At 41.7% G+C, this 22,060-nt stretch carries 18 protein-coding genes; 7 read left to right on the top strand and 11 right to left on the bottom strand.

Going from position 1 to position 22,060, the window contains the following annotated elements; genetic code table 11:
* Positions 1–155: 155 nt before the first annotated feature.
* From DKT75_RS19190 to DKT75_RS19165, 6 genes are all read left to right on the top strand, one after another.
* Positions 156–3,605, top strand: a complete 3,450-nt coding sequence (locus tag DKT75_RS19190) for a hypothetical protein (RefSeq protein WP_109825847.1) — start codon at positions 156–158, stop codon at positions 3,603–3,605.
* On the top strand, positions 3,598–4,056 hold the full coding sequence (locus tag DKT75_RS19185; RefSeq protein ID WP_109825845.1) for a response regulator: 459 nt from the start codon (positions 3,598–3,600) through the stop codon (positions 4,054–4,056). Before DKT75_RS19190 ends, DKT75_RS19185 begins: the two co-directional genes overlap by 8 nt.
* On the top strand, positions 4,046–5,230 hold the full coding sequence (locus DKT75_RS19180) for a response regulator (protein ID WP_109825843.1): 1,185 nt from the start codon (positions 4,046–4,048) through the stop codon (positions 5,228–5,230). The genes DKT75_RS19185 and DKT75_RS19180 overlap by 11 nt, the downstream gene beginning before the upstream one ends.
* Before the next feature lie 91 nt (positions 5,231–5,321).
* Complete coding sequence (locus DKT75_RS19175; RefSeq protein ID WP_109825841.1) at positions 5,322–6,548, top strand: hypothetical protein; 1,227 nt, start codon at positions 5,322–5,324, stop codon at positions 6,546–6,548.
* Complete coding sequence (locus tag DKT75_RS19170) at positions 6,541–7,125, top strand: condensin complex protein MksE (protein WP_109825839.1); 585 nt, start codon at positions 6,541–6,543, stop codon at positions 7,123–7,125. Before DKT75_RS19175 ends, DKT75_RS19170 begins: the two co-directional genes overlap by 8 nt.
* Positions 7,122–9,866 carry an AAA family ATPase gene (locus tag DKT75_RS19165; protein ID WP_109825837.1) on the top strand — a complete coding sequence of 915 codons (2,745 nt, stop codon included), beginning with the start codon at positions 7,122–7,124 and terminating at the stop codon, positions 9,864–9,866. Before DKT75_RS19170 ends, DKT75_RS19165 begins: the two co-directional genes overlap by 4 nt.
* Here the strand turns inward: DKT75_RS19165 and DKT75_RS19160 are convergent.
* The 8 genes from DKT75_RS19160 to DKT75_RS19125 form a co-directional block, all read right to left on the bottom strand.
* Entirely contained in the window at positions 9,858–10,685 is an 828-nt protein-coding gene (locus DKT75_RS19160; RefSeq protein ID WP_109825835.1) for a sulfite exporter TauE/SafE family protein, read from the bottom strand. The two genes, DKT75_RS19165 and DKT75_RS19160, sit on opposite strands and share 9 nt — an antisense overlap.
* Positions 10,686–10,807: 122 nt before the next feature.
* Positions 10,808–11,215 (bottom strand): DUF6691 family protein, encoded by a 408-nt coding sequence (locus tag DKT75_RS19155; protein WP_109825832.1) that lies wholly within the window; start codon positions 11,213–11,215, stop codon positions 10,808–10,810.
* Between the two features lie 9 nt (positions 11,216–11,224).
* A complete protein-coding gene (locus tag DKT75_RS19150) occupies positions 11,225–11,635 on the bottom strand; it encodes a YeeE/YedE family protein (protein WP_109825830.1) in 411 nt (136 codons plus the stop codon).
* Positions 11,628–13,346, bottom strand: coding sequence for a SulP family inorganic anion transporter (locus tag DKT75_RS19145; protein ID WP_109825828.1), 1,719 nt, complete (start codon positions 13,344–13,346; stop codon positions 11,628–11,630). The genes DKT75_RS19150 and DKT75_RS19145 overlap by 8 nt, the downstream gene beginning before the upstream one ends.
* A gap of 16 nt (positions 13,347–13,362) precedes the next feature.
* A complete protein-coding gene (locus DKT75_RS19140; RefSeq protein ID WP_109825826.1) occupies positions 13,363–14,943 on the bottom strand; it encodes a bifunctional protein tyrosine phosphatase family protein/NAD(P)/FAD-dependent oxidoreductase in 1,581 nt (526 codons plus the stop codon).
* Between the two features lie 28 nt (positions 14,944–14,971).
* Positions 14,972–15,856 carry an MBL fold metallo-hydrolase gene (locus tag DKT75_RS19135; RefSeq protein ID WP_109825824.1) on the bottom strand — a complete coding sequence of 295 codons (885 nt, stop codon included), beginning with the start codon at positions 15,854–15,856 and terminating at the stop codon, positions 14,972–14,974.
* Between the two features lie 134 nt (positions 15,857–15,990).
* Positions 15,991–16,812, bottom strand: coding sequence for a M90 family metallopeptidase (locus tag DKT75_RS19130; RefSeq protein ID WP_109825822.1), 822 nt, complete (start codon positions 16,810–16,812; stop codon positions 15,991–15,993).
* A gap of 126 nt (positions 16,813–16,938) precedes the next feature.
* Positions 16,939–18,147 carry a multidrug effflux MFS transporter gene (locus DKT75_RS19125; protein WP_109825820.1) on the bottom strand — a complete coding sequence of 403 codons (1,209 nt, stop codon included), beginning with the start codon at positions 18,145–18,147 and terminating at the stop codon, positions 16,939–16,941.
* Positions 18,148–18,415: 268 nt separating this feature from the next.
* On the opposite strand from DKT75_RS19125, the gene leuE reads away from it, so the two are divergent.
* Entirely contained in the window at positions 18,416–19,084 is a 669-nt protein-coding gene (gene leuE / locus DKT75_RS19120; RefSeq protein WP_109825818.1) for a leucine efflux protein LeuE, read from the top strand.
* A gap of 31 nt (positions 19,085–19,115) precedes the next feature.
* Here leuE and DKT75_RS19115 read toward each other — a convergent pair whose 3' ends face one another.
* The 3 genes from DKT75_RS19115 to ilvB are packed head-to-tail and all read right to left on the bottom strand — an operon-like array spanning position 19,116 to position 22,002.
* Positions 19,116–19,976 (bottom strand): DMT family transporter, encoded by an 861-nt coding sequence (locus DKT75_RS19115; protein ID WP_109825816.1) that lies wholly within the window; start codon positions 19,974–19,976, stop codon positions 19,116–19,118.
* A 5-nt stretch (positions 19,977–19,981) separates the two neighbouring features.
* Positions 19,982–20,296 carry an ACT domain-containing protein gene (locus DKT75_RS19110; protein ID WP_109825814.1) on the bottom strand — a complete coding sequence of 105 codons (315 nt, stop codon included), beginning with the start codon at positions 20,294–20,296 and terminating at the stop codon, positions 19,982–19,984.
* Positions 20,296–22,002, bottom strand: coding sequence for an acetolactate synthase large subunit (gene ilvB / locus DKT75_RS19105; protein WP_109825812.1), 1,707 nt, complete (start codon positions 22,000–22,002; stop codon positions 20,296–20,298). The genes DKT75_RS19110 and ilvB overlap by 1 nt, the downstream gene beginning before the upstream one ends.
* Positions 22,003–22,060: the final 58 nt, after the last annotated feature.

Here is a 22,060-nt window from a genome sequence, read left to right as displayed (position 1 = left end):
AAAGACTGTGTTTGCTCCCAACACTTTTCCTTTGCTTATCTCTGAATAGCCAGTAAGGTAGTTATGTTTAATCTTCATGCATAACTATGTTAGAATAATCAATATATATATAGATTGCAAGAATATGCAAAAAAACTCTGCTAATTGGAAAACTTATGCCTAGAAACAAATTAAAAAAGAAAAGAGTTAAATCCGGTAAAAAGTTCACTCCAGTCTCGTCAAAAGAGTTAGATGACCTTAGAAAGATCACCTATATAAAAAATGAAACAGAAAGAAATAAAAAATCTATTTTATTTTTAAATAAATTAAGAATTGAAAAAAGCAGGAACAAGTCACAAAGAAGAAAATATATTTTTAATCATAAAGACTTAAGAGAAATAGCTTTATGTAGCATAAGCAGAAGAAAAAGCCATGTGATATTAGATTATAGCGCTAAAGAAATAGACTTAATGTCAAGTCTAGAATGGGCTATTGATCTAATCAATGCTTATTCAAATGAAATTAATGAGTATATATACCTAAGACAGGAGTTCGAAAAAAAATATCTACTAGGGTACACTGAAGAAGCTAAAAAAATAATTTCTAATTTTAAAAATAAGTATGGTTTAAGTGTATGGGGTACTGAAGCAGAACTATTAACTCACAGGAATGATACAAACAATCACATATTTAATGATTATTTGGATATAAACCCAGTTGGTAATGAGCATTCTGAAAACTACTTATCAAATATAATTACCAAAATAAACCCAAGTATAACAGCTTCCAGATACACCTTCTTAATTGAAAGCAATATGGAAGAAATGAAAAAAATAGGTCTCAATGAATATAAAGAGGTAGAGTTTTTAAATCTTTATAGCCCAAGCATGGATATAAAAAATCCACAGGTTATTTTAGCTAGGCTTCAAACTCTACCTATATTTGATTACTATACTAATTGCATAAGGCTAATTAGACATATATCAAAAAAACACAAGAAAGAAGCAGCCTTTTTTTTAGAGGGAATATCAAAAAAAATTAATGACGAAAATATTGATTTCATTTGTTATAAGAGTGGCTTTAAAAAACCATCAAGAATAACAAAAAATAACATTAGCTTTTTAGATGCTTGCAAACTCTATTACCAAGGTAAATATGAAGAGTGTTCTGATATTCTAAAAAAACTAGTACATGAAGACCCATCTAACCTAATTATATTAGAACTACTATCTAAGTGCGTATCTAGAGTTGATATAGATTATAGCTTAGAGGGACTTGTTGGAGAAGTATTAGAGTATTTCAAAAAATTCAATTCAGGGAAATATGATAAACTAGACTTAGATGTATTCAGAAAGATTGCCTTATCTCATTCATATAACGACTGGTCATTTATCCTAACAGGATCTTTGAAAAAATATGGAGAGGGAAAAGATGACTCTGATATTAACTACCTCTACGATTATTCTGAAAATTTATCAACTTTCATTAATCCATTTTCATCAGACTTTGGTAGTTGTTGTTATATTGATTCCAAACCAGTTTATGATGAGATATGGTTAGATTTTTGGAAAGAAACTGGAAGAGAGTCAACAGGAAAAAGACTAATCACATCTGAATTTAAGAGTATAAGTGTTGATGATGATAGACTTTCTAAAGCAATAGCAGATACGCATTATTATAATAACTCTTATCCTAAGTCCTTAGATTGTTATAATTCTATTTCTAATGCGGATAAACAAATTCACGACCATGCTCTCTTAAGATCTATACGATGCTTATGTAATATGGGAGATTATGAGAAATTACTCGGATTTTCAGCCGAAAAACTTTTATCTAACGATGGAAGATACAGGCTACCCCTTGAGTACATAATAGATAAATGTGCTAAATCAATAAAGGTATTAGATGAAAACTCATTAATTAATCTCGCCATCGTTTATCATTTCCACAACCAAAGAAACGGAGAGTTTTTACAAAAGATATCATTATGCTGTAATCAGTATTTTAGAAAAATGAAAATTACAAGCAATTACAATTTCAATGACTTTCCATATAATGAAAAGCTAAGTTTTTTTGTAGAAGAAATACTTACAGAAGATGTACTAGATGGCTTAATTAGGTTCTTTAATGGTCAAGATGATGTAATATTATTTCGCATTAAATTACTCAGAAGTCTTATTAACTATAATATTTCTTATTCTATAAAAAACAAATCCATAATTAAAAAACTCTCCGAAATATCAAAGTCATATTTGGGTGAAATGGTACGTGGGGAAATTGGTAATGGTAAAGTTATAATTGACAAGGATAAACTTAAACCAATAATAATAAGTGGCATTAGCAGTGATTACAAGTCATTAAAAGAGGGGTTAAAAGGTGTGCATCGACTGGAAGAAAGCCACATTAGAGATAGCCACATTAGAGATAGAGATAGTGATGAAGATGATAACTACTTCTATATCGTTGATGAAAAACTAAAAAGACTTGGCTTAATGTTTCTTCACATACGCGATGAATATGCAGTCAATAAATCTTATGGTCTTGATAATTATTTAAATTTAAATATAAGACATGGTGGCATGGTTAACCACCTTTGGAGCCCAATAAAAGCTAATAATCTTTCATGTGAAAAAAATAGCGATGGGGAATATGAAGATAATGATTTTTGGAAAAATCACTACTCGTTACGCACAAAGGAGTCGCTAAAAGAAATAAATACAGCATTAGTAGTTTTTACAAAAAGCATGGACTCTTTAATCACAGAAGCGAAAAGCTGGATTCATGTAAACACTGGTGAATTTTTAGATGAAAATAAAATTTTCAACTTTGGATTTGATTATGAGCAACTTGATTTGTTTTTAGACTGTCTAAATACAAGCACATCGGTTGAAGAGTTTATAGAATTTAGTTTTAAACAGCTTGATGAAATGCTAGACAAATGCCTTGATGAGGCTAAAGAAAGAATATCTGAAGACTTTAAAGAAAATACTTCTAAATGTTTTGATAAACTTATGTCAAACATCAGAGGGAATGACACTCACCTACATCGTCATATTTCAAAAACAAAAATTGAGTTTAGCGCAAGTATAGATGAATTAACAACTTGGTTTGATTATAAAAAGACTAGTAAACACCCCTTGTCACTAGATACAATAGTAAAGATTGTTTTTGATAATATATCAAACTACTTTCCAGAGACTACAGCAAAATTAAATAATAAGGTTCATCATAATTGTTTAATACGCGGTGATTTAATCCCGAATTTTTTTGATATTTTCAGCTTATTAATAACTAATTCATTCGAACATGCTAGCTTGAGAAATAACTTAGAAATAAATGTTATAGTTAATATTGAAAACAACATCATAAACTTCAATATATCTAACACCTGCAATAAAAGCAAAATCAGCCATTTAAAAATAAGAGCCCAAGAAATTCAATCAATAAGGCTAACAGAATTCGAGAAGTATGCAAATCAGGACAAAGGAAGCGGCGTATGTAAGGTTAAAAAAATACTCAACAAGGATATTGGTCAATCGTCCGAAGTGATAGTAGAAACTGTAAACGATATGTTTTTCGTTAGATTTAACTGCAATACTGATATAATACTAGGTACCAATGCATAAAATACTGATAGCTGATGACACACCTCAGAAAATCACTGATGTTCTTGACGTTCTTTCTATTTATGATAACTTTCAATTCACTGAAAGCTATTCATTCGACGAAACTGTAGACCTGCTTATTAATTCAAATTTTGATCTAATTGTTCTTGATATGTCTCTACCTACATTTAATGGTGAGAAGTCTGGGTCTGGAAGAATGAGAGCGCTAGGTGGAAAAGATATCTTAGACGTGATGGATTACGAAGAGATTATTACTCCTGTAATAGTGTTTACACAGTTCGATGTTTTCGGGAGAAATAGCCAGCTAGTTACTTTAGAAGATATTAACACAACACTTGATAATGACTATTCTAATATATATTTAGGTTCTGTCATGTATGATTCAAGATACAGTAATTGGAAACAAGAATTTATAAAACTAATACCTAAGGAATTAACTAGTGGCATTTAATATTTTATTTGTTGAAGATAACATTAACAAGCGTGATGATATAATCAATTACATTAATAGTTTGAGTGGCTTGCTTTCTAACATTAAAAGTGTTGAATCTATAGAAAGCGCACTAGATTATTTAGAGAGATTCGAAGTAAACTTGTTAATTCTAGATCTTAATATACCCAATAGAGATAACGGTAATCCTATAACTGACGGCGGTATAACTCTGCTCAATACTTTAGATCATGATACTGAGGGTGAATTCAATAGACCAGACACGGTTTATGCTATTACTCAACATCAAAAATTATTACATGAATACTCTGGTATTTTTAAATCATTCAACTTCTCAATTAACTTTTATAGCCCTCTTCACTCTGAATGGAAAGAGAGTCTAGGTAAGCATATTCAATGGATGGCTGGAAGTAAAAAGAAATATAATAATAGTTCATCGTCAAGTAAGTCAGTTTTGATCAGTGTTCATGGAATTAGGACTGATGGCAACTGGCAAGAAAAACTAAGAACGGATGTTATTGAACACCATAAAGAAAAGATTTTCTATTTTTCCTATAATTTTGGTTTTTTTGACTTGGTAAGATTTTTCTTACCATTTACTAGAAACAAAGAAGTAAATAAGTTTTCCGAACAAATTATAGACCTACTGAAAGACTATCCTAATAATAGTGTTAACTTCATTGGTCATAGTTTTGGTACATATATTATTGGTTACTTCCTAAAGTCATTATCATCAAATTGTTCAATCAAAGTTGATAAAGTCATATTAATGAGTAGTGTTTTACCTTCAGATTTCCCTTGGCATAAAATAAGAAAAAAGATCTCCATTAATAATATTATAAACGAATGCGGTACAAAAGATAAAATATTAATTTTAAGTCATATGTTTATTCCTGGAGCAGGAATGGCTGGTCGAGTTGGTTTTAAAGGTCTTGCTGGAACAGATTTTATAAATAGGTTTTATGACTCTGGGCATAATTTATATGAAAATGTTGATGATTATTTTTCTAGAATCTTCTCACCAGTATTGATTAAATCAGAAATAAAACCATTTAATTCCAGAGAAGGGAGTTGGTGTCCAAACTTTATTAATAGTGTAATATCATGGTTGAGCACTAAAAATATCTCAATTATAATATTGCTTATCGTAATTTTCATAATTAATAAACCATAGTTGAAATTTATCAAGTACACAATATTCTTTTTTATATCACAACCCAACAAAAAACAAGAGTCGAGCCATTGGCCAACAGGGTAAATCACTAATGGGTTTCCGCTACTACAAGCCCAAAGAACGGGTTAACAAACTCAGCGAATACTTCGAGCTAGCAGACGTATTGTTCCACTACGAGCAAGGCTTCACCGAGCCTGAACTACTGGAACGCATCGACGCGACCAAAAACAGCGCTGGCCCAGACAGCGGTTACATATTCCAACAACTGCTCAACTACCGCATCATTGTTGAAACCAACGACTACAACCCGCGTTTCATCTTAGCCCTGCCGTACCGTGAGTTTTTGGAGTATCTCTACCAAGAATCGCAACCTGTTAACTCAGCGATCATCCAAGGCTACATCAGTGCATTACAGCAACGTATTGACGACCTCAAACGCGCTTATGAAGATGACTCGACTGCACTCACGCTTCGCAATTTAAACAAGCTAGGCCGTGAGTTAGATAACATTGCTCAGAAGTCTTCGCAAAACCGTTTAGGCGTGATCAACGATGTTCGTAAGCTCAAGTCAAACGACGAAAACCTCAGCTACCGCGAGCGACTATCCGAAGCCAATCGCCTGTGGGATGAGTACCTTGAGCCGTTACGTGAAATGATTTCACCGTCGGGATCGTTCGGTACGATTATGGATAGTTTGAAACAAATGTTAGAGATCGGCGAAGCGCGCTTTAGCGGACAAACTGAGCTACGCCAACTGTTTCTACAAAGCCGTGCCAGACGTGCCCAGCTAAACGAGCAAACACGACACGACTTAAACGAAGCGCAGCAGGAGCTGACCCCCCTGCGTGAAAAGCTCACTCAAGAATCAAAACTGGTTGATGCGGCGAATGTCATTTTCAATCAACTAGAACAAGGCAAGTTCAGCGAGCTGCCCTCTTTCCCATTTGGCCGTTTGTTACGACGTGAACGACACATCACCATGGGTGGCGCGCGAGGGTTTCTGGCGGATATCTGGTCGCTACAGACAGAGCCTGACAGCATTATGCTAGATGACGCGATGAGTTCAGCGCAGTCGCCATTAGAAACAGAAGCGGTGCTCAAGTTGCTGGACGAGATGCCTGCAAAAACCAATGTCGTTGAGTACTTTTTACAAGCCCATGACTCGCTGACGGCCAATGAAGTGCTACGCGCAGTCACGGTGGTTTGCCTGCATCAAAAGCGACACAATATTACGATTACAAACGACCTACAAAACTACCAACTCGGCGATGAGACTTGGCAAGGTATAAGCATTTACAAAGGTGACACGGATGACTGATCTATTTAGCACTGTCGCAGAGACGACACCGTCTGTATTCGACATTCCGGGTAAGAAGGACGTGTTTCAAGCCTTAGTCGGCGGTATGCATTTGTCACTGCACACGGGTGAGTTGTATCACTTTTTGCATAACAACCTTGAAGCCTATCAAACGGAATTGGCGACACTGGGCTACACCTTGGTTCATGAGCTGGATTACTACTACCTTAAAGATGATAACGACGAGCGCGCCAATGACTATTCCCGTCGTTGCTTGGTGTTCGTGACGATTATGGTGGAGTCTATTTCATCAGGTGGTAAAGATATCATCGAGAGCTTATTTGACGAGCAAGGGTTTGAATGTGATCAGTTGCCGCATTTTAAGTCGGAGCGTTACCGCAACTACATGCAGAACATGGAAGTTGGCGAGACACGACAGCTGCATAGCTTACTGAATAATATGCATCGTTCGGGTTTTGTTGAGTACCGTGAGGCGGATAACTTCCTACGCTTATTGACCCCGACACACCGCTTTTTACAATTGAGTTTAGACATATTGGAACAGCAGACTAAGACCGCAAGCAAAGGTGATGCATGAAACTTCAACCGACTAAAATCATCTTAATTAACTCTGCGAACTGCCAGTATGCGGAGTTCGATTTATCTGACTCGTTGCATTTGGTGGCGCTGAATAATCGCGGAAAGACGTCGATTATCAATACGCTACAGTTCTTATATATCGACAGCTTTAAAGAGATAAACTTTGGTTACACGCTGGATGAGACGTGGAAGCATTACTTCCCTGCGGTGGGTTCGTACATTCTGTTTGAGCTAAACACGCTGACGGGCAAGAAGGTGTTTGGCCTGAGTGCGACGGGCTTTGGTAGCCAGCCTGAGAAGTTTTTGCTGGATGGTGAATATGACAGTAATGACTTCATTGATAATACCGACGGCAAGCTGACGCCGAAGAAACCTGACTTCCTGTTTCCGCTGTTTAGTACCAAGTTATTAGGTCGCCAGTTAGAGTCAAAACATCACCGCGCCCTGCTTCGCCCATTTAGCCAAAAGCAAAACCCAAGTGGTTTAGGCTTGATTGGTGATACGCGCGATTATCGTTTGTTTAAGCGTTTATTCCGTCAGTTGTTACAACTTAAAGGCATTAGCATAAAAGACCTGAAAGCTCAGATTGAACAGGTCAATCACTCGGTGATGGAAAAAGAACAACGGATCAATGTGCAGCGTGAGTTTAGCGAGCCTTATGAGAAAGTGCGTAAGGAGCAAGATGCGTTAAGACGTTTGCAAGATAACCAGCTGACCATTGAAAACCTAATCGAACGTACTGAGCAGCTTAAAAAGCGCCAAGGTAAGTTGGTTAGTTATCACCTAAAAGCTAATAAGCTGTTTGCAGAGGAAGATCAGCTACTCAATGAGAAGCTAGAGACTTGCCAAGACCAGCAGACACGCGCTAAAGATCGCTTGCCTGAGATCACGCTGGCGAAGCAAGATAAGCAAAGCACTATTAGTCGTGAAGATCAGCGCTTAGGTGTGATCAATAACGATATTACGCGCTATGAGGCTTTGACTCGTGAGTGCAATACGATAGTGGTTGAGTTAGAAAAGCAGAAAGCGGCAAACCTAGAACAAGAGCTAGATGGCCTGCAAGAAAAGCTATTTAACGTGCGTAATAACGACCTAAGTGCCTTGGAAAACAGCCTAGCATTTAAACAAGAAAAGCTCAGCAAGACTCAGTTACAACTGAATAACTTGTCTAGCACACTGTATGTGCAGCTTAAGAGCGTATTGAGTGATAGTGAGCTAAGCACCCTTTATAAGCTGAGCAATGTTGAGTTGTGGAGCTTGCTGAGTGACAAGTTTGAAGTAGAAGATGCGACGGCGCTTAAAGCTTTCCTGAGTCAGCAGTTGGTTGTTTCTGACGGTGACAAATTTAAGTTACCGGGTTTGAGTGTTGATTTATCGTCGGTATCGGCACTTGGTTTGCAGCAATTGGGTAACCCTGAATTCTTGCAAAAACAGGTAGATAAGCTGACCACTGAAAGTAATGAGTTGCGCGAAAAGATCAATTCTATTCGTGAGCAAGCATCGTTACAGAAGCGTGTTGATGAGATTAAAGTCTCGCTGGCGGCGATTAACGCACAGTTGAAAAAACATGCAGACTGGCAAGCGGCTAAGGTTGATTACCAGAAGTGGATTGAGCAAAGCGAACAGATCATGGCGGCTATTGTTCAGCATAAACATGAGATGGGTGAGTTTGACGAGAAGGCGTATGAGATTCGTCAGAAGGTGAAGCAGTTTGCTGAAAACATCAAAACGACGCGTCAACAGATTGAAGTGTTAACAGGTCAGAAGCGTTGGATTGAAAGTCATTCGCCTGATAGTGATTGGATCGAAACGGAAGTGATCTACGATACGCTGAGTTTTGAAGCGCTGTACGATGAATACCGTAAGCAGTTTGAAGCGTTGGGTGAAGACCGTAGTGCAATTGCGCAAAACCTTGAGCAGCTGCGTAGTCGTTTTATACACCTTGCGGGACTGACCAATACTGATGCCATTGGCTTCTTAAGCAACCAGCTGGAAGCGATTCCTGAGCAAGAGAAAAGCATCAATGACGAATGGAAGCGTATTTTCACCAGCTTTGCGTCACATTGTCGCGGCATTATTGATAGCGTGGATGCGATTGATAGCTACCTAAACAACTTGAACCAACTGCTCTCTAGTCAGACGATTTCTAACTTGCAGTCGATCAAGATAGTGATTGGCAAAAATGAGTGGTATCAGCGCGTTCAGAAAATCAAAGAGTGGAAGGAAAACGACCTGCCTCTGTTTGGTGGTCTTGATGAGTCGTCTATTGATGACTTGATGGGGTCGATTAAACCGTTGTTGGATAAGGTGAATATCACCATTGCTGACCTGTATGACTTGGTGCTTATCGTGGTTGATACGCATGGAAAAGAGAAGCGATATCAGAGTCTTGACCTTGAAAGTAACGGTACTTCTATAACGGTTAAGACCATTATATTCATCTCGATGCTTAACCAAGCGATCTCAGGTAAGAAGAAGATTGGTGAGACTATTCGTCTGCCGTTTTATGTGGATGAGATTGATAGTTTGGATGATGCGAATGCGCAGAATATTCATGATATTGCGGTGAAGCTTGGGTTGATTCCGATCTTTGCTAGCCCTAAGGGTAGTGGTATTTGTAAGCGGCTTTATCAGCTTGAGAATAACTCGGTGGGTAAGCTGATGATTCATAAGAAAACGCGTGAGTCGGATAAGTTGGTGTTGGTTAGGCCTACTTTTGAGCGGGTTGAATCAGAGTGATGCAACCTGATATAGCATGCGGCTACCTGTTATAAGCAGCGCCACCGCAAACACCCGCTTCAACTGCGCCTGATCTAACGTTGCTCCAATACGAGCACCAACAGGCGCAAACATTACCGTCAAAGGCACCATCGCTAGAAACGCGGGTACGTTGACCAAACCGAAGTTACCGAAAGGTGCGTCAGTAGGTGCTTGACCTACTAGTAATAGCGTTATCACAGCAGGTAAGGCTATCACCAGCCCAAATGCGGCGGCTGTCCCTACTGCTCGATGTGTTTTGACGTTGAAGCTTGTCAGTAAAGGCACGCCCAATGTCCCACCGCCAATCCCTATCATCACTGAGAGCAAGCCTGTCAGTGACGCCATAACTCCCTGCCATAGCTTACTAGGAAGTTCTGAAAATAGTGATGGCGCACTTGCTCGAAATAACAGGTTTAAACTCACACAAACCGCAATCACCCCAAACATTAGCGTCAGGCTTTCACCGTTAACGTACGTTATGAGCAAGCTGCCAATAACCGCGAACACCAAAATAAAACCAGACCACCATTTCAGAATCGGTAAATCGACATTACCTTTAAAGTAGTGCGCTCTAATCGAAGAAATGGCCGTGGGAACGATTATCGCAAGAGACGTTGCAACGGCTATTTCTATGGCACTGGTAGGCGATACATCAAAAAACTGTAGCAAGAAATACAACACAGGTACGATGACAATACCGCCACCTACGCCCAGTAGCCCTGCCAAAATACCTGCGAAAACACCCGTTACCATAAGCGCTATAAGGATGGGCCAAGCTGAAAGCAGTTCGTTTAACATGTGTTGTCCGTCGCTGATGGAGAAACTAGTAATAGTGCTAATATGCCCCACGTATAAACACAGTTCCAGCACTAAACCTTAATAGTTAAGATGTGTTTATCGCAAACAATAGTCATAACGTATTACTTCAGCTTTCTCTCGACAAATAACATGCCTAATAGCATCGCTGCTACGAATAAAAATGCCGTTGGTTTCAAGTAACCTAGTGCCGCAACTGCTGGCCCAGGACAGTAGCCATATAAGCCCCAACCGATACCAAATAAGCTAGCACCCGTAAGAAGGCGCTTATCCAAACCTGCTGCTGTTGGAAGCGAGAAGATTGGCGCGAAAAATGGCTTGTCTTTTTTCAATACAAAGCGAAACGAGATAACCGTTGTAAGTACCGCACTACCCATCACAAACAACAAATCAGGGTCCCAGTTACCAAATAGGTCAAGGAAGCCAATGACTTTCTCAGGGTTGGTCATGCCAGATGCCGCAAGTCCAAGACCAAAGAGTAAACCGCAAATTAATGCACTAATATTAAACATAAACACTCCTTAACCCGTAACCGTATTAACAACAGCAACCGTCACGATTCCCGCTACCATAAAGGTGATTGTTGCCGTGAGTGAGCGCATTGATAAACGCCCTATTCCACAGACACCATGACCACTCGTGCAACCACTTCCTAGCTTCACACCGACACCAACAATCAGGCCAGCGATAATCGCTAGCAGCCAGTTGTCGTTACCTTCTGGAATAGGCACGCCCGATACCCAGTGAAACAGTGAACCACCAAAGATTACGCCGCCTAAAAAGATCAGACGCCATGTGCGTTGTCCTGTTTCAGTAATGGCTGCCCAGACAATGCCGCTAATACCCGCAATGCGGCCTAGCAAAAGCAGTAGTAGTGTTGCGGACAAGCCGATCAGCACCCCACCTAAAATTGGGTAGAAAAAGTTACTCATAATGTTTTACCAAAGATTGATACGCGTCGTACTGGCTTAAATGCATCTCGCCAGTCAGTTCTTCTAACAAACCTGAGCGCTTTAAAAGGCGCTGTACAGGTACTTTGACTTCCGACAGGTGTAAGGCTATGTTCTGGTGGGATAGTCGATGATTCAGTGCTTCCAGCATTTCTACCGCGCTTAAATCGATTGTGTTGATCGCGGCACAGTCTAAAATGACTGCTTTAGCATCTGGACGTTTGGTGATTAAGTCTGAAATGTATTCTTCCAAATAACTCACGTTTGAAAACAATAGGCTTTCGTCGACCCGTAAAGACAGTACTGAAGGGTGACACTCCACATCAAAATGCAAAATATTTCTAAAATGCTCAGAGTTAGGTAGTAGTCCTACTTCTGCAATGTGCGGCTTAGACGTGTGATGAAGCAATAACAGTATTGAAGCAATAATACCGCTGGCAACACCAATCTCTACACCCATTAATAAGGTCAAAAATACCGTAATTGAGACCGCTGCAAAGTCACTCTTTGAAAAGTCCCAAGCTCGCTTAAAGATTGAGAAATCAACCAATGACAACACGGCAACAATAATGGTCGCGGCTAGCATTGCGATGGGTAGGTAGTGCAATAGTGGTGTTAAGAACAACGCTGCTAATGAAATACCAACGGCAGTAAAGATAGCCGCAAACTGCGTTTCTGCACCCGCATCATAGTTAACCACTGAGCGAGCAAAACCTCCTGTCACTGGGAATGCACCTGACATACCGGATGCGATGTTTGCAGCACCTAAGGCGATAAGCTCTTGGTTGCCGTCTATGCGCTCACGTTTCTTGGCAGATAGTGTTCTGCCAACAGAGACTGACTCAACATACCCAATGATCGAAATCAGAACGGCCGGTACAAATAGTGCTTCCACTGCTGCCCACGAGAAACTAGGTAGGACGAGTGACGGCATGCCGGTAGGGATTGTTCCTACAATAGCGACGCCTTGTTTGTCTAAACCGAACTGTGAAACGACTAACGTCGTGACTGCTACACCGACAACGGGTGCAGCTTTGGAGAGTGAAAATGCTAAGCTTTTACTTATTCCAAATCGTTCTAGTAACTTAGCGGAGCCTTGCCTAGCCCAAAACAAAAATAGGACTGAGCAAACACCGATAATGAGAGTGTATGTATTAAATTGTGTGAGGTTACTTATCGTTGAGTAAACAATTTCAACAAAGTTATGACCTTCTGCTTTGATACCTAAGATGTGTTTAAACTGACTCAGAGCTATCACTAAGCCTGAAGCCGTGATGAAGCCAACAACGACAGGGTGCGATAAAAAGTTGGAGATAAAACCAAGCCTAAAGACACCCAGCAGTAGCAGGAAGATACCTGACAGTAGCGCCAACAGCATTGCACCTTCTACATAACCGATGATGCCGAGCGCGGTGACTTTTCCTAAGGCTGAAGCCGTCATTAATGAGGCAATCGCCACTGGGCCTACGGCTAATGTTTTGCATGAGCCAAACAAAGCGTAAGCCAACAGCGGAAATATACTCGCGTATAGACCTAATTCTGCAGGGAGACCGGCTAACATAGCGTAAGCCAGTGACTGCGGTATCAGCATGATCGTTACAACAGTTGCTGCAATGAGGTCGCTGCTAAATTTGGCACGATCATAGGTGCTGATTTGCCCCAGCAATGGGACAAATCGACTTAGTTTTTCCATACGCGAATTTTCTTAGTTATTTAGGGCCGGCGAACCATTCGTGGCCTTTCAACATTGCGTTCCAATAAATGGTCGGCAATACGTTTGCTTTCAAGGTCCATGCGAGTTTTGTTGGCTTAGTGCCATCATTAACCCAGTCAGGGAATGTAGGATTAACCTTTCCACCGTAAGTAAATTCAGCAAGGACAACCTTACCTTTTTCAACCGTTAGTGGGCATGAGCCATAACCGTCATAAGCAGCAGTGCCGCTTTTTCCAGCCATCGCTTCAGTAATGTTTTGAGCAACAACAGGTGCTTGTTTACGTGCTGCAGCCATCGTCTTAGCGTTAGTCGTATTCATTACGTCACCCGCGCCCCAAACATTTGGGAATTTCTTATGCTGTAGCGATGCAGGGTCAACGTCTAACCAACCTGCTGCGTCTGCTAACTCACTACTGCTGATAAAGTCTGGCGCACACTGTGGTGGGCAAACGTGAATCATGTCGAACTTGCTCTCAACAATTGTCTCTTCGCCAGCGTCGTTCTTCGTTTTAAACCAAGCTGTCTTTGACTCACCGTCAATTTTGAACAGTGTGTTGTTAAACTGAAGATCAACTTTGTACTTATCCATGTATTCCATCAGTGCTGGAACATAGTCAGCCACACCGAATAAAACACCACCGGCATTGTAGAAGCTAATATCAATATCTTTTAGGCGCCCAGAGCTAAACCATTCTGATGCAGAAAGGTATAGTGCTTTCTGCGGTGCACCTGCGCATTTGATTGGCATAGGTGGTTGTGTAAATAACGCCTTACCACCTTTAAGTTCTTGGACTAATTTCCAAGTGTAAGACGCTAAACCAAACTGGTAGTTTGATGTGACGCCGTTCTTACCCAGTGTCTCTTCAAGACCTTCAATACCTGCCCAGTTTAGTTTTAGACCCGGTGCAACCACTAGGTGCTTATAGCTAACTACTTTGCCACTGGTTAGTGTCACTGTGTTTTCAGCAGGGTTAAATAAAGCGACAGAATCTTTGATCCACTTAGTAAAACTTGGAATCACATCCTGCATTTTCTTGTGAGTTGTTTCAGCGCCAAATACACCGCCACCGACCATTGTCCAACCTGGCTGGTAGTAGTGATCTTCTGAAGGGTCGATTAGCGCAATGCTAGCGGATGCATTACGTTTGTGTAGACTTGCTGCGGTTGAAATACCCGCTGAACCAGCACCAATGATGACCACATCATAAGACTCTGAACCACTGTCACTTTTAGTGTCTGTCGCAGACTTTGCATCTTCAATAGCTTTAACGATTCCACCCACACGGCCACCCGTACGACAATAAGCATGTGTTCTCTTTCCACCGTCCAATACAGCCGCAAAATTCTTACGATCAGCATCTGTAAATGCACCCGGTGCATAAGGAATGTGGTGTGCTTCAATACCTATCTCAGCAGCAGCGGCTTTGATCTCTTCAAAACTAGGCTGATCGGCTTCTTCACCATCGGGACGATTACAGATAAGGACTTCTACACCCTGTTCTTTTAGGCCTGCCAATGCGTCTACATTGATTTGACCTGAAATGCTTAACTGATCGTTTTCTACTTTCATATTCATATAATCGTCCCGTGGATGGTTGTGCTATTTATTTTTTCAAACCTGACACCGGTACTTTTAAGTAAACAGCATCTTCGGTAGCAGGTTCAGGAAAGTGACCTGCGCGCATATTAACCTGCAATGAGGGAAAGATTAAGCGGGGCATACCAGATTCTTTATCACGTGCTTCACGCATCACAACAAAGTCATCTTCAGAGATGCCATCTTTCACGTGAATGTTAGACATCTTCTGGTCATGAACCGATGACTCAAAAGTGAATCCACGCCCTTCTGGTGGGTAGTCGTGACATAGGAAAAGACGTGTGTCTTCAGGCAAGCTCAGTACGCGCTGAATCGAGTGGTAAAGTGTGCGTGCGTCACCGCCTGGGAAGTCAGTACGTGCAGTACCGATGTCTGGCATAAACATTGTGTCGCCAACAAAGGCTGCATCGCCAATGACATGTGCAACACAAGCAGGCGTATGGCCCGGTGTGTAAAGGGCTTGACCTTGTAATGCGCCTACAGTGTAAGTTTCGTCGTCGTCTAACAGTTTGTCGAATTGCTCGCCTGTACGTTGGAACTCTGTTCCTTCGTTAAACAACTTACCGAACACTTCTTGTACTGTTGTTATGTGCTTGCTGATGGCAATCTTTCCACCCACAGCATCTTGTATGTACGGTGCTGCTGACAAGTGATCAGCATGGACATGAGTCTCAAGCAACCAAACGACATCGAGTTCTTTTTCACGAATCGCGGCGATTATTTTATTGGCGCTTTGGTAAGAAACCGTGCCTGACGGATAGTCAAAGTCCAAAACAGAATCAACAACTGCGCACTTGTTAGAGGTTGGATCTTTGACGATGTAAGAAAAAGTGCATGATGATGGTTCTAAGAACTCAAACACTTCTGGTTTTAGTACTGTTTGACGTGTCATTTTGCTTCTTCCTTAACGAATATTTCATTTACTGATATAGATATCTCCATATTAGATAATAAAGTATTTGATCGTCAAGTTGTTTAATGCGATTAAGACTAAAGTCTATGACTCATCCTTTGTTTAGCGCATATTTAAGCGATCCAGTCGCTTGGGTCTACTTGGTAGTAACTTTTAAGCTGTTCAAATAAGGCGGGATGATTTGCCCTCATTTCACGGGGTTTTTCAAAAAACGTTTCCGTCACTACCGCAAAGAACTCTGCTGGCTCAGTCGCACCATAGTAATTAATCACGGTTTCATCGCGACGCTGTGCGGCTTGTTGAAGCTTACGAAATTCATTACTAAAGACAGCCGCCCAGTTTTCAGAGCGTTTGCTATCACCTATAAATGGCGCGCCATTAGTGGCACCTGACTCATGGTCTAACTGGTGGGCAAACTCATGGATGGCAACATTTGAACCATCGGTAAAGTTACGATTACCACGCACTACGTCTTCCCAAGATAGGATGACCTTGCCGTTACTCCATGACTCGCCGAGTAACCCTTTTGGCTTTTCAATCACTAAACCTGCTGAGTTTACGATTTCCCGTTTAGCAACAAAAGCGGTCGGGTAGACAAAAATATAGTTAAGACCTGCATAGGTATCGCTATGACGGTTTAGCAGTAAGATGCAGGCAGAAGCCGCAATAGTCACTTTAACTTCGTCAGTGATCTCTTGTCCCGCACAACCGGTAAAGCTCTTCTCGTAGATAAACTGCTTGATGAGCTTTTTAAGCTGTAGCTGTAAGTCAGTGGGCAATAAGCGATACACCGGAAAGTTACGTTTAAGAATGACTCTCCACTCTGCTGGGAATGGCTCTTCGACTACTTTGCGGAGCTTATAGGCAGGTATCGCGAAGGCTGCAATTGCCGCGATAATAATGGCAGCTAATAGTAAAAACGAAACATCAGGCATGGAACTATCCAATTACGCACAAGTATTGTGCTAGTTCTCTTAACATCTTGTCAGTAAAGGTGTTTTTCAAGGTTAAGCACCAAAAGCCTACCGTGCTAGCGACTAATGGTGCACTTCAGCCCTATTCTATTTGGCGTGCTTGATTAGGTTATCGATGACGTAGTGACGCTTCTTAGCGTAAAACCACAACACTGAAGCTATCACACCCACCACGAACTGGATAATGGCTAAGTCTTTGATCAGCTCTTCAGGCCTTAGTGACACCAGGAACATACCGATTGCCCCACACATCATTCCTGAAAATTGGATGATTGCAACGGCTGAGCCGGTATCCTCTTTCTGCTGATCTAGCATCAAGTTAGTGCCAGGCACACGAGTGGCTATTACCGCTAATGTTGCTGGCCCTACGACTAGCGCAAATATCCATGGTGATAAGTGACCAATCGTGTAAGTCAGCACGCCGCACACGATTAATACGGCATAGAAGAAGGTGATAATACTTTGCACGTGTATACGCTTAGAGACTTGCATATAGATAGTAGGCCCAAAGAAAGCAAATAAGGCATTGAATGAAAAGGCGTAACTAAACTGCTGCTCGGTAAAACCAAAGCCATTAACATAGATGTATGAGCCTGACGCTAGGAATGCCATCAACGCCATGGGTGTAATGGAGAAGATAATCAATAAAGAGAGGAAGTGCGGGTTCTTAGCGACAGTGCCTAAGCGTCCCCAAGCACGTATTACTGAGCCGGTATAACGAGTTTCTAAGGTCTCTTCGTAGCATAGCGCTAATATAATCGAGATCGTTCCAAACACCGCAAGTGCCACAAATATCATGGGCCAAGTAGCAATTTTAAGTAAAAAAGCACCCAGTATGGGAGCGACCATAGGCGCGATAATCACAAGTGACATGATGGTTGCCATGACTTTCTCGCGTTCACGGCCATTATAAAGGTCTTTGACGATTGCTGTGGCGACGACGGTAACAGCACTCCCACCAAGTGCTTGAATGATTCGTGCACCGATCAAAAACTCGACGCTACTTACCATGGCACATAACAGGCTGGCTGCGGTGTAGATGACTGTGCCTGTCAGCAAGATTGGCTTACGTCCAAATTTGTCGCTCAACGGTCCCCAAAATAATAAACCAAAGGCGTAAATGACGAAGTAAACAATGAGCGTCAAGTTGACCATTGTTTGGTTGGTATTAAATATTACTACCATCTTTGGTAGTGCAGGAAGGTATAGGTCGGTTGTCAGTGGTGGGAACGCGCTGATGACGACTAAGAAAATTAGTGTTCCAGTCTTCCCGAGCACGTGTTGTACTTTTTTCAAGATTGTTGCTCCAATCGGGCATATTTAGTGTAGGTTTTTACTATAAAAAACTTTAAATGTAGTTAGTTGATATTATCAATTAACTTAGGCTTGTTGGTAGGTAGAGTCAACTATTTAGTGAGCCGTATTTGTGTGTTTTTGTAAGAGAAAATAGCGGATTAATTAAGAGAAATTAATGTACTTAAATACGGTTCCACTAAGCAATTTTATTGATTTAAGCACTAAAAAGTCAGATAGTCAGCCTATATAGATTAAGAGTGATATCAGAATGGAAGACTATGGCGTTATAAATTACATGACTTATGTCATAGGCACGATTTTGATCGTGTTACTGCCCGGCCCTAATTCGTTGTACGTATTGGCTATTTCGGCACAGAAAGGGGTGAGGTTGGGTTGGTATGCGGCTTGTGGGGTGTTTGTTGGGGATTCGATCCTAATGTTGGCAACGGCAGCGGGTGCGGTGACCTTGCTTAATACCTATCCATTGCTTTTCCAAGTCGTTCAATATGCGGGGGCGGCTTACCTTAGTTATATTGGTTATCGTTTGTTTTCATCAGCGATCAAGTCATGGAAGCTACGCCATGCGCTTCCAGAAACTCTTGAAAATGAAGTGCAGAAAGAGATTTCTAAGCGGGCTCCTTTTAGCAAGGCGCTGATTGTGAGTTTGCTAAACCCTAAGGCGATCCTGTTTTTCATTTCGTTCTTTGTGCAGTTTGTAGATCCAAGTTATGCGCAGCCTACAGTGCCTTTTTTGGTGTTAGCTGTGACGTTGCAGTTCTTTAGTGCGATTTATTTGGCGACCGTTATCTATAGTGGAAACTACCTTGCCGCGTCGTTTAGAAAACGTCGTCGTTTGAGTGCAGCGACATCAGCTGCGACGGGTGCGGCATTTATGGGTTTTGCGGTGAAGTTGGCGACAGCAACGATGGCTAGCTAGCGTTTTTGCTGACGACTGTTATTTGTGCTGGTTACTTACGCTCTTTACTGGCAACGAAAAAGGCTAAGTAACCTGACGCGATGATCACTAATAAACCGATTAAACTGATCATGTCTGGCAAGGTGCCAAACACAAAATAACCAAAGGCGGTTGCGGCTAATAGCTGGGTGTAAATAAACGGAGCGACGATGCTCGCAGGTAATCTTCTACTAGCTTCAATGATCATTAGATTACCAGAGGCTGACGCAGCGGCGCTAAGTACAATAAGGCCAAGCATCGAAGGCGTTAACTCAGGAATGCTAGTTATGCCAAACGGTGCCATCACCACGCTACCAATAAGTAATGTTGAAATCAGAATAAGTCTAGGTCGGTAGTAACTGGCAACCCAGCGGTTTGCGACCATGTACAGTCCGTAAAATATTCCTGCCGCAACAGCAAACATAAGGCCTGTCGTCATTCCAAAGCCTGGTTTTACGACCAGTAATACGCCACCAAAACCGATCAGTAATAGTGCTGACCTAAGTAACGTTATTTTTTCTTTAAGTACTACTGCTGCTACAAAGTAAGCCACGATAGGGCCAAGGAAAAAAGCGCCAAAGACGTTAGCAATATCTTCAGTCTTTAAAGCAATTAAAATACACGATAGCGGCAGCAAAAATATCCCTGCGCGTAATAACAAACGCCAGTGAAGTATTTGCGGTAACTCTCTAGTGTTTATGCGACTGATGGGGAGTAAAAGCAAAGCACCAATCAGCAAGCGGCTCCAAACCACAAAGTGTGGTTCAGCGCCAGCTTGCATCATTAGTTTTCCAGCGGTATCGCCCAAAGGGATACAAATCATAGCGAGCATGATCATCGCTATTAATAGAAACTTATTTGGGCTTTGCTGCATAGTGCTTAGTTGTCCGACTCTTCTCTAAAGAAGCTACTCGCCTTATCAAAGACACTGTCGTTAAACGTGTGACGTTCAATATCTAGCACGTCTTCTAGCTTTTCAGTTTGCAGCATGATCTGTGCAACTTTGTCTGGCTCATCCAGAAGTAACCACATGCGGCTTAACTTACCGTCAGTGTCTACAATCGGGCGAACCATCACACCCTCAAGGTTATAAGAGCGACGAGAAAACAAACCACACACTTGAGACATCACACCTGGATGGTTGTTGACAGTCAGTCGTAGTACCGAACACTCACGAATATTTTGAATAGCCATTATGCTTCTCCTCCAATCATATCTGCATTTGCGCCACCTGGAGCAACCATCGGGTATACCATTTCACTTGCTGCAATCGGGATGTTGATCAAGCACGGGCCTGTTTCTAGTAGCGCTGCTCTTAAGTCTTCAAGTGGGTTCTCTGACGTTGCTAAATCAACCCCTTTAACACCCATTGACTCAGCTGCCATGGTGAAGTTTGTGCGTTGTTGGTACTTAACGGCACTCAAGTTATCATCGTAAAACAACGTCTGCTGCTGGCGAACCAAGCCTAGGTGTCCGTTGTTAAGTAAGATAACTTTAACGTCCAAGCCCTCTTCTGCTGCTGTCGCAAATTCTTGAATATTCATCATCAAGCTACCATCGCCTGAGAAACAAATACTTTTGCGCTCTGGTTGCGCCAACGCCATACCAATCGCTGCGGGTAGACCAAAGCCCATTGTTCCTAAACCACCTGAACTCACCCACTGGCGAGGACGGTTGAATGGATAAGCCTGTGCAACCCACATTTGGTGCTGACCAACGTCAGTCGTGATGTTCGCTGTATCATCCAGAATATCTGCAACGGCTTTGATAGCACCGTACGGACGGAATAGATCATCCTGACCATCTAATACTAATGGGTGTGCTGCTTTTAATTCATCAACACGTTGACGCCAAGCAGGACGTTCCATTGTTTCAAGGTTGCGGTTAGCTATTTCAAGCACTTCGTTTACATCAGCAAGAATAGACAGTGTTGGGTTCTTTAGCTTACCAATTTCACTCTTGTCGATATCAACATGGATGATTTCAGCGTTCGGGCAGAAAGCTGAGATTTTACCCGTAGCACGGTCATCAAAACGTACACCCAAACCAATCAGCATGTCGCACTCTTCTAACATGTAGTTAGTACAACGTGCGCCGTGCATTCCTAACATGCCAAGTGACAAGTAATGGTCGTCGGGCAACACACCCAAGCCCATAAACGTTTGAACCGCTGGAATATCCATTTTTTCTGCAAACTCACGCAGTTTTTCAGATGCGCCAGAGTAAACAATACCACCACCAATCATGAGTACTGGCTTCTTCGCCGCACGAATTTGAGTCAGCATTGCTTCAACTTCTTTTTCGTCAAACTTAGGTGCTGCACTCGGTACACCAATGGCTGGCCATTCTTTGATTTCGATGATCTCGTTCTGAACATCTTTAGGTACATCAATCGATACTGGACCTGGGCGACCAGAAAGCGCAATGCGGAACGCTTCTGGAATCACTGTTAGCAACTCTTCTGCTGACTTAACTAACCAGTTGTGTTTTGTAATCGGAAGCATAAGACCAAAAGTATCAATCTCTTGGAATGCGTCAGTGCCAATAAGGTGTTGCGGTACTTGACCCGTGATCGCGATTAGCGGAATAGAGTCTAACTGAGCATCAGCAACCGCTGTGATCAAGTTAGTTGCACCCGGCCCTGAGCTAGCGAAACATACCTGAGCATCACCTGTGACACGCGCCATCCCCTGCATCATAAAGCCTGCACCTTGCTCGTGACGGGCTAGGATATGCTTGATTGAACTACCTGCTATGGCATCATACATCGGAAGACTTGCGCCACCTGGGACACCCGCGATCTGAGTGATTCCTTGGCGTTCAAGTAACTTGATGATGATTTGAGCACCAGAAAACGTTTGTGGTGCCTCAGGTTGGGGGCTATTCGCTGTATCGGACATTGTTTACTCTCTAGTCTTTTAAATAGGCAAAAAAAAACCCTTTAGCTTTCGCCGAAGG

It is taken from the genome of Leucothrix arctica, assembly GCF_003172895.1.
In the GTDB taxonomy this organism is placed as follows: Bacteria; Pseudomonadota; Gammaproteobacteria; order Thiotrichales; family Thiotrichaceae; genus Leucothrix; species Leucothrix arctica.
The sequence above is the reverse complement of the archived record's forward strand: the minus strand, read 5'-3'. Positions and strand labels throughout refer to the sequence as shown.

Bases quoted from the DNA above. Each gene is read 5' to 3' on its own strand.
- DKT75_RS19190 (WP_109825847.1), top strand. From the start codon at position 156: ATGCCTAGAAACAAATTAAAAAAGAAAAGAGTTAAATCCGGTAAAAAG.
- DKT75_RS19110 (WP_109825814.1), bottom strand. From the start codon at position 20,296: ATGGCTATTCAAAATATTCGTGAGTGTTCGGTACTACGACTGACTGTC.
- DKT75_RS19185 (WP_109825845.1), top strand. From the start codon at position 3,598: ATGCATAAAATACTGATAGCTGATGACACACCTCAGAAAATCACTGAT.
- DKT75_RS19145 (WP_109825828.1), bottom strand. From the start codon at position 13,346: ATGGAAAAACTAAGTCGATTTGTCCCATTGCTGGGGCAAATCAGCACC.
- DKT75_RS19135 (WP_109825824.1), bottom strand. From the start codon at position 15,856: ATGACACGTCAAACAGTACTAAAACCAGAAGTGTTTGAGTTCTTAGAA.
- DKT75_RS19155 (WP_109825832.1), bottom strand. From the start codon at position 11,215: ATGTTTAATATTAGTGCATTAATTTGCGGTTTACTCTTTGGTCTTGGA.
- DKT75_RS19160 (WP_109825835.1), bottom strand. From the start codon at position 10,685: ATGTTAAACGAACTGCTTTCAGCTTGGCCCATCCTTATAGCGCTTATG.
- DKT75_RS19175 (WP_109825841.1), top strand. From the start codon at position 5,322: ATGGGTTTCCGCTACTACAAGCCCAAAGAACGGGTTAACAAACTCAGC.
- DKT75_RS19115 (WP_109825816.1), bottom strand. From the start codon at position 19,976: ATGCAGCAAAGCCCAAATAAGTTTCTATTAATAGCGATGATCATGCTC.
- DKT75_RS19150 (WP_109825830.1), bottom strand. From the start codon at position 11,635: ATGAGTAACTTTTTCTACCCAATTTTAGGTGGGGTGCTGATCGGCTTG.
- DKT75_RS19130 (WP_109825822.1), bottom strand. From the start codon at position 16,812: ATGCCTGATGTTTCGTTTTTACTATTAGCTGCCATTATTATCGCGGCA.
- ilvB (WP_109825812.1), bottom strand. From the start codon at position 22,002: ATGTCCGATACAGCGAATAGCCCCCAACCTGAGGCACCACAAACGTTT.
- DKT75_RS19170 (WP_109825839.1), top strand. From the start codon at position 6,541: ATGACTGATCTATTTAGCACTGTCGCAGAGACGACACCGTCTGTATTC.
- leuE (WP_109825818.1), top strand. From the start codon at position 18,416: ATGGAAGACTATGGCGTTATAAATTACATGACTTATGTCATAGGCACG.
- DKT75_RS19165 (WP_109825837.1), top strand. From the start codon at position 7,122: ATGAAACTTCAACCGACTAAAATCATCTTAATTAACTCTGCGAACTGC.
- DKT75_RS19140 (WP_109825826.1), bottom strand. From the start codon at position 14,943: ATGAATATGAAAGTAGAAAACGATCAGTTAAGCATTTCAGGTCAAATC.